The sequence below is a fragment of the Zoogloea sp. genome, from assembly GCF_041914405.1.
Classification (GTDB): Bacteria; Pseudomonadota; Gammaproteobacteria; order Burkholderiales; family Rhodocyclaceae; genus Zoogloea.
Window position 1 is genome coordinate 70,083 of the sequence record NZ_JAYSDK010000010.1, and the last position, 16,407, is coordinate 86,489.

Here is a 16,407-nt window from a genome sequence, read left to right on the forward strand (position 1 = left end):
TTCGCCCTCTGTCGCGCTTCAATTAAATCCGCGGGCGAGTGAATTCGCCCCCACAGGAAAGGACCGGACATCACTGGCCGTCCTTTCCGACCCGACGATGGTAGCCTGTCGGCCACGTTTCCTGCACGGCCGATTTCCTGATGAACGCCCCGCTGATCCGCTACGTCGAACCCGTCTTCCGCCCGCCCAGTGAGGCAGAGTCGCTGATCCTGCCCGTCACCGACGGCTGCTCATGGAACAAGTGCACCTTTTGCGAGATGTATTCTTCCCCGCAGAAGGCCTTCCGTGCCCGCGACGAGGATGAAGTACTGACCAGCATCCGCCGCATCGGCGAGCGCTACGGCAAGCAGGTCCGCCGCGTCTTCCTCGCCGACGGCGACGCGCTGGTGCTGCCGACCCGCCGCCTGCTGGCGATCCTCGAAGCGATCCGCGCGCACCTGCCCGGCGTGCATCGGGTCTCCAGCTACTGCCTGGCCCGCAACCTGAAAAAGAAGACTGTCGCCGAACTCTCCAGCCTGCGCGAAGCCGGCCTGCGCATGGCCTATCTGGGCGCAGAATCCGGCGACGACGAGGTGCTGGCGAAAGTGAACAAGGGCGAGAGCTTCGAATCAACGCAGGAAGCGCTAGCCAAGCTCGGCGAAGCTGGCATCCCCCGCTCGGTGATGATCCTCAACGGCCTCGGCGGCCAAGCCCTCAGCGAGCAGCATGCCGACAACTCGGCCCGCCTCGCCAACGCTACCCAGCCGGAATTCCTGTCCACGCTGGTGGTGAGCTTCCCCACCGGGGAAGCCCGCTTCCGCGCCACCTTCCCGGAATGGGAGCCCCTCGACCAGCCTGGTCTGTTCCGCGAGATGGAGCGCTTCCTGAACCAGCTCGAACTGCGCCGCACGGTGTTCCGCTCCGATCACGCCAGCAACTGGCTGGTCCTCAAGGGCACTCTCGGCGCCGACAAGGCGCGCCTGCTCGCCGAAGTCCGCCGAGCCATCGCCACACCGACCACCGCCGGACTACGGCCGGCGTGGGCGCGGGGGCTGTGACGATGGCTTTCCAGCAGATCCTCGAATTCCGCACCCACGGCCGCGGCAGCCTCGACATCACCGCCCAGGTCGCCGACGTGGTGGCCGCCTCCGGCATCGCCATCGGGCTCGCCCACGTCTTCGTGCAGCACACCAGCTGCTCGCTGATGATCACCGAGAACGCCGACCCGGATGTGCGCCGCGACCTTGAAACGGTCTTCGGCCGCCTTGCTCCCGACGGCGATCCCGCCTACCGCCACGACCTGGAGGGGGACGACGACATGGCCGCTCATGCCCGCAGCGTACTGTCGGACGTCGGCCTGAGCGTGCCAGTCGGTCGGGGCCGCCTTCTGCTCGGCACCTGGCAGGGCATTTTCCTGTGGGAACACCGCAGCAGCGCCCACACTCGCCGGGTGGTGGTGACCGTCATCGGCTGACCCGCCGCAGGAAACCCCCAAGCCCGTCACGGGGGGCACTGCGCCAAGGTGCTATGCTCTTCGGGTTCGCCGCCGGTCCCCAGCGGCAGCCACACTGTATCCTGGAGCCCGTCCATGACTTGCGTTTCCCCGCTGCGCCTCAGCAGCGCCGCCATCCTGCTGGCCCTCGCGGCGCCGGCCGGCTTCGCCCAGACCCCGGCCGCGAGTGCGGCCAAACCAGCGGTTGCCCCGAAAGTGGCTACGACGCCCGCAGCGCCCGCCGCCTCCCCGGCCCTCAAGCCGGCCACCACGGCGCCGGTGGCCGGGACAAGCCCGACCGGTACGGCCAAGGCTGCGAACGCAAGCGCTGCACCCACCACACCTGCCACCGGCACCGCGCCGACGGCCGCAGGCGGCGCCCCGGCCGACCCTAACGCGCCCCCTCCCGCCCCGCCCCCGCCGCCCCTGTCGGACATCATCTTCACCAACGGCGACATCATCACCCTCGACGACAAGCGCCCCAGCGCACAAGCCATCGCCATCAAGGGCAGCAAGATCATCGCTGTCGGCACCAGCAAGGCGGTCCTGGCCCGCTGGAAGAGCGATGGAACGGAAGTGGTCGACCTCGCCGGCAAGACTCTGGTGCCGGGTTTCATCGACGCCTGGGGCGAACTGTCCCGCCTCGGCCTGTATTCGGTGGCTGCCCAGTTGCAGTCGCCGCCAGAGGGCCGTGTCACCGACGGCAACGTGCTGCTGCGCGAACTGCGCGACTGGTCCAAGAGCGACATGGCCAAACGACTCGGCTGGGTCATCGGCTTTGGTTACGACGAGAGCCGCCTGCGCGAACTGCACGCCCCCAGCCGCAACGAACTCGACGGCATTTCGTCCGACCGGCCGGTAATCATCGTGGACCGTACCGGCACCCGCCTGGTCGCCAACAGCCGCGCCCTGGCGCTGGCCGGCATCGACCGCAACAGCATCGACCCACCGGGCGGCCGCATCGGCCGCTGGCCGGGCTCGAAGGAACCGGACGGCAACCTGGAAGGCGCCGCCGCCACCGCCCTGCTCGGCGCCCTGCCGCAACTCGCCCGGGACGAACGCCAAGCCCTGATCCAGCAAGGCCAGACGCTCTACCTGCGCAACGGCTACACCACCGCGGTGGAAGCCCGCGCCACTGCCGACGATCTGGCGCTGTACACCCAGGCCGCCGATGCCGGCGCCCTCAAGCTGGACGTGTCGGTTTACGCAGAGGCCGGCGGTGCAGCGGCCGCCCTGAAGACCCACAAGCAGATCGCCGCCAAGTACTACAAGGGCCACCTGCGCCTGGCCGGTGTGTCCTTCACCCTCGACGGCACCGCCGAGGATCGCAGCGCCTGGCTGACCCAGCCCTACCAGCTGCCGCCGCCGGGCAAGCCGACCCGTTACGCGGGCTATCCGCTGCTCGGCGAAGACACCGTGAGCGGCCTCTTTGGCAGCGCCTACGCCAATGCTTGGCAGGTAGCCGTGCAGGCCAGCGGGGACGCCGCCATCGACCAGTTCATCAGTGGCCTGAAGGCCGCCGCAGAGAAGCACCCGGGCAAGGAACGCCGCCCGTTGCTGATCGGCGCCACAACGATCCGCGACGATCAGCTCGACGCACTGAAGACCCTCGGCGTCAGCGTATCGCTGGCGCCCCAGCGCCTGGGGCTGAGCCTCGATACACTGAGCCGCGACGCCCTCGGCGCCGAACGCACCGCGCGCTTCAGCCCCGCCGCTGCCGTCCTCGGCCGGGGCCTGCCGCTGACCCTGCACAACGACGCGGCCCTCATCGAGCCCGCGCCGCTGGAGGTGCTCGCAGCGGCGGTCAAGCGCCCGGCCGGCACAGAGCAGCAGATCCCGGCCCTTGAGGCGCTGAAGGCGATCACGCTGAACGCGGCCCAGCAGCTCGGCGAAGAAAAGATCAAGGGCAGCATTGCCGTCGGCAAGCTGGCCGACCTCACGGTGCTGTCCGCCAATCCGCTCAAGACCCCGGCCGACAAGCTCGGCGACATCCGCGTGATCGGCACCGTGAAGGAAGGCGCCACCGTCTTCGGCGGTGCGGAAGGCGGCGTGCCGATCACCCGCTGAGACATTGACCGCAGCCCCGACGGGACTGCGGTCCTGTTCAGCGCAACGCCGAGAGGTACTGGACGACGGCCTCGATGTTCTGCTCGCCGAGGCCGGTCACCGCTGCGGTCATCGGCGGGTAGATCCGCTCGCCGCTCATGGTCAGGTAGCGGGTCAGGCTGCGGCGCAGGTACTCGGCCTGCTGCCCCGCCAGGCGCGGGAAGGTTTCGGCGCCCTTTGCCTCCGCGCCGTGGCAGCGCGCGCAGTTCTTGTCGAACAAGGCCCGGCCCTCGGCCGCCCGCGGGCCGGCCATGGAAACCGCCGGTACCACCGGCTGGGCGGCATAGAAGACCGCGATGTTGGCCTTTTCCTCATCCTTCAGAACCTTCATCAGCCCCTGCATGAAGGGATCCTTGCGCTTGCCGGCAAGGAAGGCATCGATCTGGTTTAGCACATAGGCCGGGTGCTGGCCGGCCAGGTTGGGCACTTCGTTATACTTGCTGAGACCGGTCTCGCCGTGACAATTGGCGCAGAAGAAGGACGCCTTGCGGCCGGCATCCTGGGCCGTCTTCTGTTCGGCCGACGAGGCCTTCACGATCCTTTCCAGCTGACCACGGGCCGCCGGCCCCGCCGTCTGCGTCTGCGCCACCCCCGGCGCACTGGCCGTCGCCATCGACAAGCCCAGCAGCGCCCAGCACCAGCGAATCCCGGCAAAACCCTTTCGTTCGATCGACATTGCGCTATTCCCTTTGTTGTTATTCAGGAGCCGTCTTCACGACCGCCTCGATTGTAGTCCCTTGGCATAAGCCCGGGCGATGCTTGCAGCGCAATAAAACAAACCTGCCCCGGCGGCCGCGGCGCCACTACAATCGCGCCTTCCGTTCCATCGCCGGACCCTGCCCCATGCCGTCCCCTACCCTTTCCGCCTCAGTCGCCATCATCGGCGGCGGCCCTGCCGGCCTGATGGCCGCGGAAACCGCAGCCGCCGCCGGCCTGCAGGTGGATGTCTTCGACGCCATGCCCTCCGTCGGACGCAAGTTCCTGCTGGCTGGCCGCGGTGGGCTCAACATCACCCACGCGGAAGCCTTTGCAGCCTTCGCCGGCCGCTATGGCTCGCGCCAGGCGCAGATCGAGCCGATGATCCGGGCCTTCGGCCCGCAGGCCCTGCGGGAGTGGGTCGAAGGCCTGGGCGTGACGACCTTCGTCGGCAGCTCCGGGCGCGTTTTCCCCGCCGAGATGAAGGCCGCCCCCTTGCTGCGCGCCTGGCTGCAGCGCCTGCGCGAGGCTGGCGTACGCTTCCATGTGCGGCACCGATGGACCGGCTGGGATGCCGATGGGCAGTTGCTGTTCACCACCCCCGATGGCCTGCAGCGTCACCACGCGGACGCCTGCGTGCTGGCCCTCGGCGGCGGCAGCTGGGCCCGCCTGGGCTCGGATGGCGCCTGGATTCCCACCCTCAGCGAAGTGGGCGTGGGGATCGCCCCCTTGCGTCCGGCAAATTGCGGCTTCATCGCGGGCTCGCCGCGCGCCGACGGTGCGAGCGGCTGGAGCGCCCATTTCCGCGAGCGCTTCGCCGGCCAGCCCCTCAAGTCGGTAAGCATCCGCGTGGAGGGCGACGATGCGCCACCGCGTAGCGGCGAGGCGATGATCACCGCCGACGGCATCGAGGGCAGCCTCATCTACGCGCTGTCCGCGCGCATTCGCGCGCGCATCGAGCAGGACGGCGCGGCTACCCTGTCGATCGACCTGGCCCCCGGCCGCCCCCTGGAACGGGTGGCCGCCGAGGTCGCCCATCCTCGCGGCGCCCGCTCCCTGGCCAGCCACCTGCAGAGCCGGGTCGGCATCGCTGGGGTGAAGATGGCCCTGCTCAGGGAGTGCCTGAGTACCGAGGTGCTGGACGACCCGGCCCGCCTGGCCATTGCGATCAAGGCCCTGCCCCTGCACTTGGTCGCACCCCGCCCCCTTGACGAAGCGATCAGCAGCGCTGGTGGCGTGCGTTTCGAGGAAGTCGACGAACAACTGATGTTGCGGCGGCACCCCGGCCTGTTCTGCGCCGGAGAAATGCTCGACTGGGAAGCCCCGACCGGCGGCTACCTGCTCACCGCCTGCTTCGCCAGCGGGCGGAGCGCCGGACTCGGCGTGGCCGCCTGGCTGCAGCAGAAGCCCGTAAGCATAGATGCCTCCGGCACCGAAAAATATATCTAAAGTTATAGGAATTAGAGCCGTCAGCACCTGCTCCACCCTTTCCGCCGGCACCGAGCAGAGACCATGAAACTGACGCAACGCCTCATCCTAACCCTGAGCGTAGCCCTGTTCGCGCTGATCCTCGTCGGCGGTCTGGGCATCTGGCAGCTCCGCCAGGCCAGTGCCCGCTTCGACTACGTGCAGGCCAACACCTTCCCGAGCCTGCAAACCCTGCTCGAGGCCCGCAGCAAGCTCACCGCCAGTCGGCTGGGCACCTACCAGCTGGCACTGGCGGTGGACGCGGCCCACCGGAGCGAGATCGCCAAGGAAATCCAAGAGGCGGACAGCCAGCTCGATCTCACGCTGCAGAAGTACGAGCGCGAACTGATCTCCGACGACACTGACAAGCAGTTGCTGGAGGCGGACAAACGGGCGATCACCGATTACCGCCGGATCCGTGAGGCCTACTTCGCGAAGGTCGACGCGAATGACCTGGAGGCCATACGCACTTTCCTGCGCGTGAGCATGCGCGAGAAGGCATCTGCCGCCGGCAACGCCCTCAGCAAACACGAGCAGTACAACTATCAACTCGCCGAACAGCTCAACCGCGAGAATACGGAGCATTCGGCCACGGCCATCTGGACCACCGCCGCCACCCTCATCGGTGCCTGCCTGCTTGTCGGAGTGCTCGCCCAGCTGCTCATCGGCTCGCTGCGCACGAGCCTGGCCAGCATCCGCGACACCCTCACTCACGTCAATGACAGCCAGGACTTCACGGTCCGCGCCCCCGTGCGCCGCATGGATGAGATCGGCGAAACCGCCACGGCCTTCAACCAGCTGCTGTCCAAGCTGCAGGACAACTTCCGCAGCCTCACCGAAGGCGCCCGTTCGGTCGCCGATGCAAGCCGCGAAATGAACCGGGCCTCCGATCACGTCTCCAGCGCTGCCGGCTCCCAGAGCGAGTCCTCCTCCGCGATCGCTTCGACGGTCGAGGAAATGACGGTCAGCGTCAACCATGTGGGCGACCGCGCCCACGAAGCCCACACCCTGGCCGACCGTTCCGGCGACATGGCACGCACCGGCTCGAAGACCATCGACCGGACAATTGCCGACATCCGCAGCATCTCCGCCTCGGTGAGTGCCGCCGCGGCCTCTCTGCGGGAGCTGGGCGCCCAGGGAGAACGTGTCGGATCGGTGGTCCAGGTCATCAAGGAAGTGGCCGACCAGACCAACCTGCTGGCCCTCAATGCCGCCATCGAGGCCGCCCGTGCTGGCGAACAGGGCCGTGGCTTCGCCGTGGTGGCGGACGAAGTGCGCAAGCTGGCCGAACGCACCGCCAGTTCGACCCAGGAGATCGCCACCACGATCGAGGCCATGCGCCGCCACTCCGAGCAGGCAGCCGAGGAGATGGAAGCGGCCGAGCACCTGGTCACCCAGAGCGTGGCGCGTGCCGATGACACCGACAAGGCCATCAAGGAAATCGGCAGCGCCGCCAGCGGCACCGCCCACATGGTGTCGGAGATCTCCGACGCGATCCGCGAACAGGGCGCCGCCAGCAACAACATTGCGATCCAGGTCGAACGCATCGCCCAGATGGCAGAGGAAGCCGCCGCTACCGCCGAACAGCTGTCGGCCACCGCCCGCAGCCTCGATGACCAGGCCCAGCGCCAGATCGCCACGCTGCAGCTGTACAAGGTCTGAAACCGGGCGCTCGCCGCCCGGAGCCCATTCGCCGACAGCAGGAGTGCTAGACTTTCCGCTCTCCTACCGCGATGGAGGCGCCGATGAACAGCAAACCCCTCGAATTCTGGTTCGAATTCGCCAGTTCATATTCCTACCTGAGCGTGATGCGGATCGAGGCGCTGGCCGCACAGGCCGGCGTCAAGCTGGCGTGGCGGCCCTTCCTGCTCGGGCCGGTATTCCTGTCCCTGGGCTGGAACGACTCGCCCTTCAACATCTATCCGCCCAAGGGCCGCTACATGTGGCGGGACCTGGCCCGACTGTCGGCCCGCTATGGCCTGCCGTTCCAGGTGCCGTCGCGTTTCCCGCGCAACGGCCTGCTGGCCGCCAGGGTCGCGCTGACCGGCGCCAGCCAGCCGTGGATCGGCGCCTTCACCCGAGCAACGATGCAGGCCAACTTTGCCGAGGACCGGGACATTGCCGATCCGGCGGTGATCCGGGACATACTCGAGGCCCTGAAGCTGCCTGCAGAAGCCATCCTCACCGAGGCGGAAAGCCCTGAGAACAAGCTGGCCCTGCGCAGCCAGACCGAACAGGCCGCCGAGCGCGGCCTGTTCGGGGCGCCGAGCTTCATCACGCCGGATGGCGAACTGTTCTGGGGCAACGACCGTCTGGAGGACGCGCTGGCCTGGGCGAGCGCTCCCCCGACCCGGCCCGACTCAGCGGCCGGGCGTTAGCGGTTCGACGGCTTTGGCCGGAGACTTGGCCGGATCGGCCTGCTTGAGCTTGTCCGCCTTTTCGGCCCGCTTTTCGGCAGCCTTTTCGGCCCGCTCCTTGTAGGCGCGACGGTCACTCTCAGCCTGGCTGGAGCGCTTGGCCGCCGCCGCCGCCTCGGCCGCCCGACGCCGTGCGTCGGCAGTTTCCTTGGCCTGGCGCGCCTCGGCTTCGTGCAGCGCCCGGGACTGGCCGTCCTGCTCGCGCTTGACGCGCTCCATGTCCTTCTCCGCCAGCTGGCGCAGGCGCGCCTCGCTGTCGGCACGATTGCGGGCCTCCTGCTCGGCCTTCTCGACGGCCTTCTGCGGCGCCTGTTCGGCTTGCTCGGCCAGACGCTCGGCGTAACGGCGGTTCTTCTCCGCCAACTCGATACGCCCCGCTTCCAGATCGAGGGCCCGAGCCTGGCGGATATCCGCTACATGGCGCTGGCGAACCTGGTCGATGCAACGGTTCACCAGAAAACGCTGGGAACAGGCGGCCTCCTCCTCACCGGCGCGGGCCTCTGCGGCTTCCCGCAGGGCCTTGGCCTCTTCACGCATCTTCGTCGCACGGACTTTTTCCGCCGCTTCATCGACAGGGGCCTCCTGTGCCAGCACGGGCCCTTGGCACAACAGAGCCAGCAGCAGGGCGGACAGGACGGGCAGACGGGGCAGGTAGCTTCGACGCATGGGACAACAGGGCTGGACACGACGGAACTGCTTACAATACCGGATTTCCTGCCCGCTTACCGCTTCCGCTGCCGTGATCCAGTTTCGCAATCTCCGCCTCGCACGGGGCGTCAAGACTCTCATCGAAGGCGCCAGCCTGCAGATCCACCCCGGATGGAAAGTCGGCCTGACCGGCGCCAACGGCTGCGGCAAGTCCAGCCTGTTCGGCCTCTTGCGTGGAGAACTCCACCAGGATTCGGGCGACCTGGAGATGCCGGCGTCGTGGACCATCGCCCATGTGGCTCAGGAAACCCCTGCCCTGCCGCGCCCGGCCATCGAATACGTGCTCGACGGCGACACCGAGCTGCGCCGCATCGAAGTCGCTCTGGAAAAGGCCGAAGCTGCCCACGACGGCGAGGAGATCGGCCACCTCCACGGCCGTCTGCAGGAGATCGGGGGCTACGCGGCCCGTGCCCGCGCCGCTGCGCTGATGGACGGCCTCGGTTTCAAGGGCACCGAGCTGGAACGCCCGGTGGCGGACTTCTCCGGCGGCTGGCGCATGCGCCTCAACCTGGCCCAGGCGCTGATGTGCCGCTCCGACCTGCTGCTGCTCGATGAGCCGACCAACCACCTCGACCTGGATGCCGTCATCTGGCTGGAGCAGTGGCTCACCGACTACCGCGGCACCCTGGTCCTGATCTCCCACGACCGCGACTTCCTCGACGCGGTGGTGAACCAGATCGCCCACATCGAGAACCAGCAGCTCACCCTGTACACCGGCGGCTACTCCAACTTCGAGCGCCAGCGCGCCGAGCGCCTGTCCCAGCAGCAAGCGCTGTTCGAAAAGCAGCAACGCGAGCGCGCCCACCTGCAAAAGTACGTGGACCGCTTCCGCGCCCAGGCCACCAAGGCCCGCCAGGCCCAGAGCCGCATCAAGGCCCTGGAGCGGATGGAAGTCATCGCCGCCGCCCACATCGACAACCCGTTCACCTTCAGCTTCCGGGAATGCACCGCCGCCCCCGATCCGCTGCTGCAGATCGAGGATGCCGCCGCCGGCTACGTGGACAAGCCGATCCTATCGGACATGAAGCTGACCATCCGCCCGGGCGAGCGCATCGGCCTGCTCGGCCGCAACGGCGCCGGCAAGTCGACACTGATCAAGCTGCTCTCCGGTGGCCTGCAGCCCACCGCTGGCGTCCGCCGCGAAGGCAAGGGCCTACAGCTCGGCTATTTCGCCCAGCACGCGCTGGAGAGCCTGCGCCCCGACGAATCGCCGCTGCAGCACATGCTGCGTCTTGCCCCGCAGACCCGCGAGCAGGAACTGCGCAACTACCTCGGCGGCTTCGACTTCAACGGCGACATGGCCACCACGCCCTGCGGCCCCTTCTCAGGCGGCGAGAAATCCCGCCTGGCGCTGGCAATCCTGATCTGGAACCAGCCCAACCTACTGCTACTCGACGAACCGACCAACCACCTCGACCTGGAAATGCGCCACGCCCTCACGCTGGCGCTGCAGGACTACGAAGGCGGCATGGTCATCGTGTCCCATGACCGGGCCCTGCTGCGCGCCACATGCGACCGCTTCCTGCTCGTCGATGGGGGCCGCCTGCAGCCTTTCGACGGCGATCTGGACGACTATAAGAGCTGGCTGGCCCAGCAGCGCGCGGCCGATGCGGCCGCCGGCCAGTGCCCGGACAAGGCTGCCGACAAGGCCAGCCGCAAGGCCGACCGGGAAGCCGCTGCTGCCGACCGCCAGGCCCGCCTAGCCGCCCGCCGGCCGCTGCTGAAGGAGCTGGAACAGCTCGACAAGAAGCTCACCCCGTGGAACGCCGAAAAGGCCAAGCTCGATGAGCGCCTCGCCGACCCCGACCTGTACACCGGCCCCGACGCCGGCGAGGTGCCCAAGCTGCTCAAGCGCCAAGCCGAACTCAGCGAGAAGATCGACGAAGCCGAACTACGCTGGCTGGAGCTGCACGAAGCCCTCGACGCCATTCCGGCCGACTAGATCGACAGCCCCGGAACTCACGACACATTCCCCCTGAAGCCGTCACAGTCTCTTTGCTAGAATCACGGATTCGCCAAATCAACCGCCGTAACCTGGAGCTTTTGCCGTGCAACTCGTCTGTCTCGACCTCGAAGGTGTTCTCGTCCCCGAAATCTGGATCGAATTCGCGGAGCGCACCGGCATTCCCGAACTGCGTCGCACCACCCGCGACGAGCCGGACTACGACAAGCTCATGAAGTACCGCCTGGATCTGCTCAAGCAGCACAAGCTGGGCCTGCCCGACATCCAGAAGGTGATTTCCGAGATGGGCCCCGAGCCCGGCGCCAAGGACTTCCTCGATGCGCTGCGCAAGGACTTCCAGGTCATCATCCTGTCCGACACCTTCTACGAATTCGCGATGCCGCTGATGGAACAGCTCGGCATGCCGACCCTGTTCTGCCACAAGCTCGAAGCCGACGCCGAGGGCTACCTGGTGAACTACCACCTGCGCATGGCCAACCAGAAGAAGGAAGCCGTCCAGCGCTTCAAGGAAATCAACTTCAAGGTCATCGCCGCCGGCGACTCCTACAACGACACCGCGATGCTCAAGGAAGCCCACGCCGGCATCCTGTTCCGCGCGCCGGACAACGTCATCGCCGAGTTCCCGCAGTTTCCGGTGGAACGCGAGTACAGCGGTCTGGCCGCCCAGATCCGCGCCGCATCCGCCCGCATCTGACCCCATCCGATACGCCGGTCGCGGCCCCGTGGCCGGCGGCCGGTGCCTGAGCCCATCATGCACCGCGAACGCTTCTACACCCTCTCCGCCTCCTGCCCCGACCGCACCGGCATCGTCGCCAAGGTGTCCGGCTTCATCGCCGAACACAAGGGCTGGATCCTCGAAACCGCGCTCCACGCCGAACCCGCCGTCGACAGCGAGCACCGCGGGCGCTACTTCATGCGCATCGAGATCAAGGCCGATTCACTGCCCTTCATGCTCACCGAGTTCCGCGAACGCTTCCGCCCGATCGCTGAAGAGCTCAACATGGACTGGAAGATCACCGATTCGGCGGTCAAGAAGCGCGTGGTGATCCTCGTCTCCAAGCAGGAACACTGCCTCTACGACCTGCTGGCACGCTGGCAGTCGAAGGAACTGGACATCGAGATCCCCTGCGTGATCTCCAACCACGATACTTTCCGCGGCTTCGTCGAGTGGCACGGCATTCCCTTCCACCACGTGCCCGTTACCCCGGACAACAAGGCCCAGGCCTACGCCGAGGTACAGCGCCTGTTCGAGGAATCCCATGGCGACACGATGGTGCTGGCCCGCTACATGCAGATCCTGTCGCCGGAGCTGTGCACGGCCCATCCGGGCAAGATCATCAACATCCACCACAGTTTCCTGCCCAGCTTCGTCGGTGCCAAGCCCTACCACCAGGCCTACGCCAAGGGCGTCAAGCTCATCGGCGCGACCTGCCACTACGTGACGGCCGACCTCGATCAGGGCCCGATCATCGAGCAGGACGTGATCCGCATCGACCACTCCGACTCGGTGGACGACATGGTCCGCTACGGCAAGGACATCGAGAAAGCCGTGCTGGCCCGCGGCCTGCGCTACCACCTGGAAGACCGGGTACTGGTCCACGGCAACAAGACCGTCGTGTTCCGCTGAGCTCGGGAGGCGCCGGAGATACGGTTGCCTTAGAGCAGCCGCATCCCCGCGGCGAAGTCCAGCCTCCGCTCCACTACCGCATCCCTGTTGAAACTGGCCAGGAAGGCGCTACGTCGTGCGCCGGCTGCGGTCGGTGTCGAGAACTCGATCAGGGGGACAGTCAGCGCGTCATCCTCTCCGGTATCGACCAGCACGTTCATCGCGTTCAAGCGCAGCGAGAGGCGCTGTGCGTGGATCACCCGCTCCGCCGCTAGCAAGGTCTCGATCACGGTGCTCAACACCGTTTCCAGTCCGGCGCCGGCGACGCGCCTTTCGGCCAGGGCGGCTTCGTTGTCCGCCAGTTGGCGGCGCAGGCCGTCCAGGTCACGGCCGCGCCAGGAGTGACACTCCAGCGCGTCCAGGCCCGGCCGGCTGCGTTCGAGGAGGCTCAAGCGGCTCTGCAGCAGGTGATGGTCGAAACCGAGCTTGTCGCTCTGCCGCTGCTGCGCAGCAATACCCTGCAGTGCCGCCATCACCAGGCCCTCGAGCACCAGCTCGTGGATGCGCTGGAAAAGCGTCACCTCGTCCGCAGCAAAGGCAAACAGCCGGAAATGCTGGAAACTCACCGTGGTCTGCGGCACGTCCTGGCGCAGCTGGTCGCCCTCCAGCGCGACACCCAGCACCTTCTGCTCGATGCGTGTCGCCGCCACCATGCAGAAGATACGCTCAAGCCCCGCCGCTGCCGGCGAAGCCAGAAAATCCTGTAGATCCACGCTACCCGCCAGCGTCTCGGACACATCCGCCGGCCGTGCAAAGACAGCACGCAACACCGGGCTCTGCGACCACTCGAGGGGGTTCATCTCTACACGTGGCGGAATGCACGCCACCACCTGGTCCGCGTAGGCCAGCGCATGGGTCACCGCGGGGCACAGCCGCGGGGATGCATCGTCCACAAACTGCAGACGCGGATCGACGCTGCCGATCACCCGCGCCACCGCCGCCTGCAAGCGCCCGTCCCCCCCGCAGGAAGGCTCCCGTCCGCCCAGCAACCAGTCAAAAAAACCCATCCCCAACGTCCTTCGAACCATCAGTGGCAAGCATAAATAAAAACGGGCGCCTAAGCGCCCGTTTCATGGTGAAGCCGGTTACCGGTATTACTGGTGGTAAGCGGTTTCGCCGTGGGAGGTGATGTCCAGACCTTCGCGCTCTTCGTCTTCCGGCACGCGCAGGCCGATGAACATGTCGACCAGCTTGTAGGCAATGAAGGCAACAACGGCAGACCACACGACGGTGATACCGACCGCGGTCAGCTGGACGATGACCTGGTCGCCGATGGAGTAAGTATCGGCAGCCTTGTTGGCGACGTAATCCCAGATGCCGACGCCGCCCAGGGACGGGGAGGCGAACACACCGGTGAGGATCGCACCGAGAATGCCACCAACACCATGCACGCCGAAGACGTCGAGGGAGTCATCCGCACCCAGCAGGCGCTTCAGGCCATTGACGCCCCACAGGCACACCACACCAGCCAGCAGGCCAATGACGATCGCGCCGACGACACCAACGAAACCGCAGGCCGGGGTGATACCCACCAGACCAGCCACGGCGCCGGATGCAGCGCCCAGGCCAGACGGCTTGCCCTTGATGATCCATTCGGCGAGCAGCCAGGACACGGCCGCAGCAGCGGTGGCGACCCAGGTATTCACGAAGGCCAGGGCGGCAGAGCCGTTGGCTTCCAGCGCGGAGCCGGCGTTGAAGCCGAACCAGCCCACCCACAGCAGGGAAGCACCAACGATGGTCAGGGTCAGGCTGTGCGGAGCGAAGGATTCACGACCGAAGCCGACACGCTTGCCAACCAGGAAGGCACCCACCAGGCCAGCGACGGCGGCATTGATGTGCACCACGGTACCGCCGGCGAAGTCGAGGGCCCCCTTCTGGAACAGGAAGCCGGCCGTCGCATTGGCGGCATCAGCCGCTTCAGCGGAGGTGTAGGCATCCGGACCCGCCCAGTACCAGACCATGTGGGCCATCGGCAGGTAGCTGAAGGTGAACCACAGGACGGAGAACAGCAGCACGGCGGAAAACTTGATGCGCTCAGCAAAGGCACCGAGGATCAGGGCCACGGTGATGGCGGCAAAGGCCCCCTGGAAAGCCACATAGATGAACTCGGAGATCACCACGCCCTTCGAGAAGGTGGCGGCCACGGAGTCCGGCGTGATGCCCTTCAGCAATACCTTGTCGAGACCACCGAAGAAGGCGCTGCCCTCGGTAAACGCTACGGAGTAGCCGTAAAGCACCCACAGCACGCTGATCAGGGAGAACACCGTGAACACCTGCAGCAGCACGGACAGCATGTTCTTGGCGCGGACCAGGCCACCGTAGAACAGAGCCAGGCCAGGAATGGACATCATGATGACGAGGGCGGTGGCGACGATCAGCCACGCGTTGTCGCCCTTGTTCGGTACCGGAGCCGGCGCGGCAGCAGCAGCTTCTGCCGGCTTGGCCTCGGCAGCGGCAGCCGGGGCTGCGGCCGGTGCTTCAGCAGGCTTGGCCGCAGCGCTGGCCTCGGCCGGGGCGGTCACCGCGGGGGCGGCAGTCGGCGCGGCCGGAGCGTCCTTGTCCTGGGCCAGCGCATGGCCCGCAAAACCGACCGTGAGGGTCGTCAGCAGGGCTGCGAAGAGTTTTTTCATGATGGGAAGCTCCCTTACAGCGCTTCGGCACCGGACTCGCCGGTACGAATGCGGATGGCTTGTTCGAGATCGAACACGAAGATCTTGCCGTCACCGATCTTGCCAGTGCTGGCGGATTTTTCGATCGCCTCGATGACCTGATCGAGGATCTCGGTCTTGACGGCGGCCTCGATCTTCACCTTCGGCAGGAAATCGACCACGTATTCCGCGCCGCGGTACAGCTCGGTGTGGCCCTTCTGACGGCCAAAGCCCTTGACCTCGGTTACCGTGATGCCTTGCACGCCGATGGCGGACAGGGCCTCACGCACTTCGTCCAGCTTGAAGGGCTTGATGATGGCAGTTACGAGTTTCATGGTTGGGTCCTCATGCAAGGCGACCCGAACGAGCCGCCGCGCGGTTACGGGGGGAAGTTAGAACGTACGGGTGATGGTCAGCTGCACGCGGTCCTTGCCCAGGTCCTTGCCGAAGGCGTTGGTGTAGAAGGCCTGGCTGGCGTTGGTGTTGATGTAGCTCAGGCCGACCACGACGCCGGCGATGTCCTTGGTCACGCCGAGCTTGTAATCGGTGTAGGAGGCGCCGCTGTTGTCACCGTGGATCTTCTGGCGACCCACGTGGCCGATCAGGTTAAGGCCCGGGCTCAGTTCGTAGGCGGCGGTCAGGTCAAGATAGCCGGAGTTTTTGGAGTCGGTCCAGCCGAACAGATCGCTGAAGGAATGCGAATACTTCAGGGTCAGGAAGGTCCAGGAACCGGCGATGTAGCCTTCAATGGTGTTCGGGTTGTTGCCGTAGCCGGACCCCGGGTAGAAGTACTGCAGCACGCCCACGTCGTAGCCGAAGTCGCCGACGGTGTTCTTGAAGCCGCCGTAGAAGTCCATCTCGATGCTGTTGCTGACGGTGGAGCTGCCGTCGGTCAGCCAGGACACGTTGGACGCCCAGGTGCCGGCGTACAGGCCGCTCGAATGCGCATAGTCGAAACCACCCTGAATCGCCGGTTTGCGGTTGGTCTGACCGATACCGCGGTAGATGTACTCCGACGCCAGCGTGACGTTGCTGGTGAAGGTGTGCTCGGGAGCGGGCGCCGCGTCGGCAGCGTTTGCCAGGGACGGCAGGGCGGCACAGGCTGCGAGCAAGGCGGAAGCGATAGCGGTCATGCGCATGATTGGATTCTCCTAGTAATAAAAGTTGGCCAACACAACTTAGCAACCATCATGCCAGATTTAAAAATACAATTATTTCAATGACTTGACATCAATAATCGAGCCTTGCTGCAGCGCAGAAAAAAT

Annotated in this window: 15 protein-coding genes; 9 read left to right on the forward strand and 6 right to left on the reverse strand. The window is 66.4% G+C overall.

All coding sequences use genetic code 11. The features are described from left to right. Window positions 1-140: 140 nt before the first annotated feature. The 3 genes from ACE3RX_RS08250 (at window position 141) to ACE3RX_RS08260 (ending at window position 3,538) form a co-directional block, all read left to right on the forward strand. Complete coding sequence (locus tag ACE3RX_RS08250) at window positions 141-1,037, forward strand: radical SAM protein (protein WP_374482215.1); 897 nt, start codon at window positions 141-143, stop codon at window positions 1,035-1,037. Window positions 1,038-1,039: 2 nt separating this feature from the next. Next, window positions 1,040-1,453 carry a secondary thiamine-phosphate synthase enzyme YjbQ gene (locus ACE3RX_RS08255; protein ID WP_374482217.1) on the forward strand — a complete coding sequence of 138 codons (414 nt, stop codon included), beginning with the start codon at window positions 1,040-1,042 and terminating at the stop codon, window positions 1,451-1,453. 114 nt (window positions 1,454-1,567) lie between these two features. Further along, the gene (locus tag ACE3RX_RS08260) at window positions 1,568-3,538 is read left to right on the forward strand and encodes an amidohydrolase (protein ID WP_374482219.1); all 1,971 of its coding nucleotides are present in this window, start codon (window positions 1,568-1,570) and stop codon (window positions 3,536-3,538) included. A gap of 37 nt (window positions 3,539-3,575) precedes the next feature. Here ACE3RX_RS08260 and ACE3RX_RS08265 read toward each other — a convergent pair whose 3' ends face one another. After that, entirely contained in the window at window positions 3,576-4,253 is a 678-nt protein-coding gene (locus ACE3RX_RS08265; protein ID WP_374482221.1) for a cytochrome c, read from the reverse strand. Between the two features lie 167 nt (window positions 4,254-4,420). Between ACE3RX_RS08265 and ACE3RX_RS08270 the strand changes: the two genes are divergently transcribed. From ACE3RX_RS08270 to ACE3RX_RS08280, 3 genes are all read left to right on the forward strand, one after another. Continuing rightward, window positions 4,421-5,722 (forward strand): TIGR03862 family flavoprotein, encoded by a 1,302-nt coding sequence (locus ACE3RX_RS08270; RefSeq protein WP_374482223.1) that lies wholly within the window; start codon window positions 4,421-4,423, stop codon window positions 5,720-5,722. A 63-nt stretch (window positions 5,723-5,785) separates the two neighbouring features. Further along, window positions 5,786-7,402, forward strand: coding sequence for a methyl-accepting chemotaxis protein (locus ACE3RX_RS08275; protein WP_374482225.1), 1,617 nt, complete (start codon window positions 5,786-5,788; stop codon window positions 7,400-7,402). 83 nt (window positions 7,403-7,485) lie between these two features. Beyond that, window positions 7,486-8,118 carry a 2-hydroxychromene-2-carboxylate isomerase gene (locus ACE3RX_RS08280; protein WP_374482227.1) on the forward strand — a complete coding sequence of 211 codons (633 nt, stop codon included), beginning with the start codon at window positions 7,486-7,488 and terminating at the stop codon, window positions 8,116-8,118. Here ACE3RX_RS08280 and ACE3RX_RS08285 read toward each other — a convergent pair. Continuing rightward, window positions 8,101-8,823, reverse strand: a complete 723-nt coding sequence (locus ACE3RX_RS08285; RefSeq protein ID WP_374482229.1) for a hypothetical protein — start codon at window positions 8,821-8,823, stop codon at window positions 8,101-8,103. The two genes, ACE3RX_RS08280 and ACE3RX_RS08285, sit on opposite strands and share 18 nt — an antisense overlap. 73 nt (window positions 8,824-8,896) lie before the next feature. Between ACE3RX_RS08285 and ACE3RX_RS08290 the strand changes: the two genes are divergently transcribed. The 3 genes from ACE3RX_RS08290 to purU all read left to right on the forward strand — a co-directional run bounded on the left by ACE3RX_RS08290 (window position 8,897) and on the right by purU (window position 12,455). Next, window positions 8,897-10,807, forward strand: coding sequence for an ATP-binding cassette domain-containing protein (locus ACE3RX_RS08290; RefSeq protein WP_374482231.1), 1,911 nt, complete (start codon window positions 8,897-8,899; stop codon window positions 10,805-10,807). A 106-nt stretch (window positions 10,808-10,913) separates the two neighbouring features. Continuing rightward, on the forward strand, window positions 10,914-11,522 hold the full coding sequence (gene thrH, locus ACE3RX_RS08295) for a bifunctional phosphoserine phosphatase/homoserine phosphotransferase ThrH (protein ID WP_374482233.1): 609 nt from the start codon (window positions 10,914-10,916) through the stop codon (window positions 11,520-11,522). A 57-nt stretch (window positions 11,523-11,579) separates the two neighbouring features. After that, complete coding sequence (gene purU, locus ACE3RX_RS08300; protein ID WP_374482235.1) at window positions 11,580-12,455, forward strand: formyltetrahydrofolate deformylase; 876 nt, start codon at window positions 11,580-11,582, stop codon at window positions 12,453-12,455. 29 nt (window positions 12,456-12,484) lie between these two features. Here purU and ACE3RX_RS08305 read toward each other — a convergent pair whose 3' ends face one another. The 4 genes from ACE3RX_RS08305 to ACE3RX_RS08320 all read right to left on the reverse strand — a co-directional run bounded on the left by ACE3RX_RS08305 (window position 12,485) and on the right by ACE3RX_RS08320 (window position 16,281). Further along, window positions 12,485-13,501, reverse strand: a complete 1,017-nt coding sequence (locus tag ACE3RX_RS08305) for a hypothetical protein (RefSeq protein WP_374482237.1) — start codon at window positions 13,499-13,501, stop codon at window positions 12,485-12,487. Window positions 13,502-13,588: 87 nt separating this feature from the next. Next, a complete protein-coding gene (gene amt, locus ACE3RX_RS08310; protein WP_374482239.1) occupies window positions 13,589-15,124 on the reverse strand; it encodes an ammonium transporter in 1,536 nt (511 codons plus the stop codon). A 14-nt stretch (window positions 15,125-15,138) separates the two neighbouring features. After that, window positions 15,139-15,477, reverse strand: a complete 339-nt coding sequence (gene glnK / locus ACE3RX_RS08315; RefSeq protein WP_079434291.1) for a P-II family nitrogen regulator — start codon at window positions 15,475-15,477, stop codon at window positions 15,139-15,141. 57 nt (window positions 15,478-15,534) lie between these two features. Continuing rightward, window positions 15,535-16,281 carry a TorF family putative porin gene (locus ACE3RX_RS08320; RefSeq protein ID WP_374482242.1) on the reverse strand — a complete coding sequence of 249 codons (747 nt, stop codon included), beginning with the start codon at window positions 16,279-16,281 and terminating at the stop codon, window positions 15,535-15,537. Window positions 16,282-16,407 lie beyond the last annotated feature (126 nt).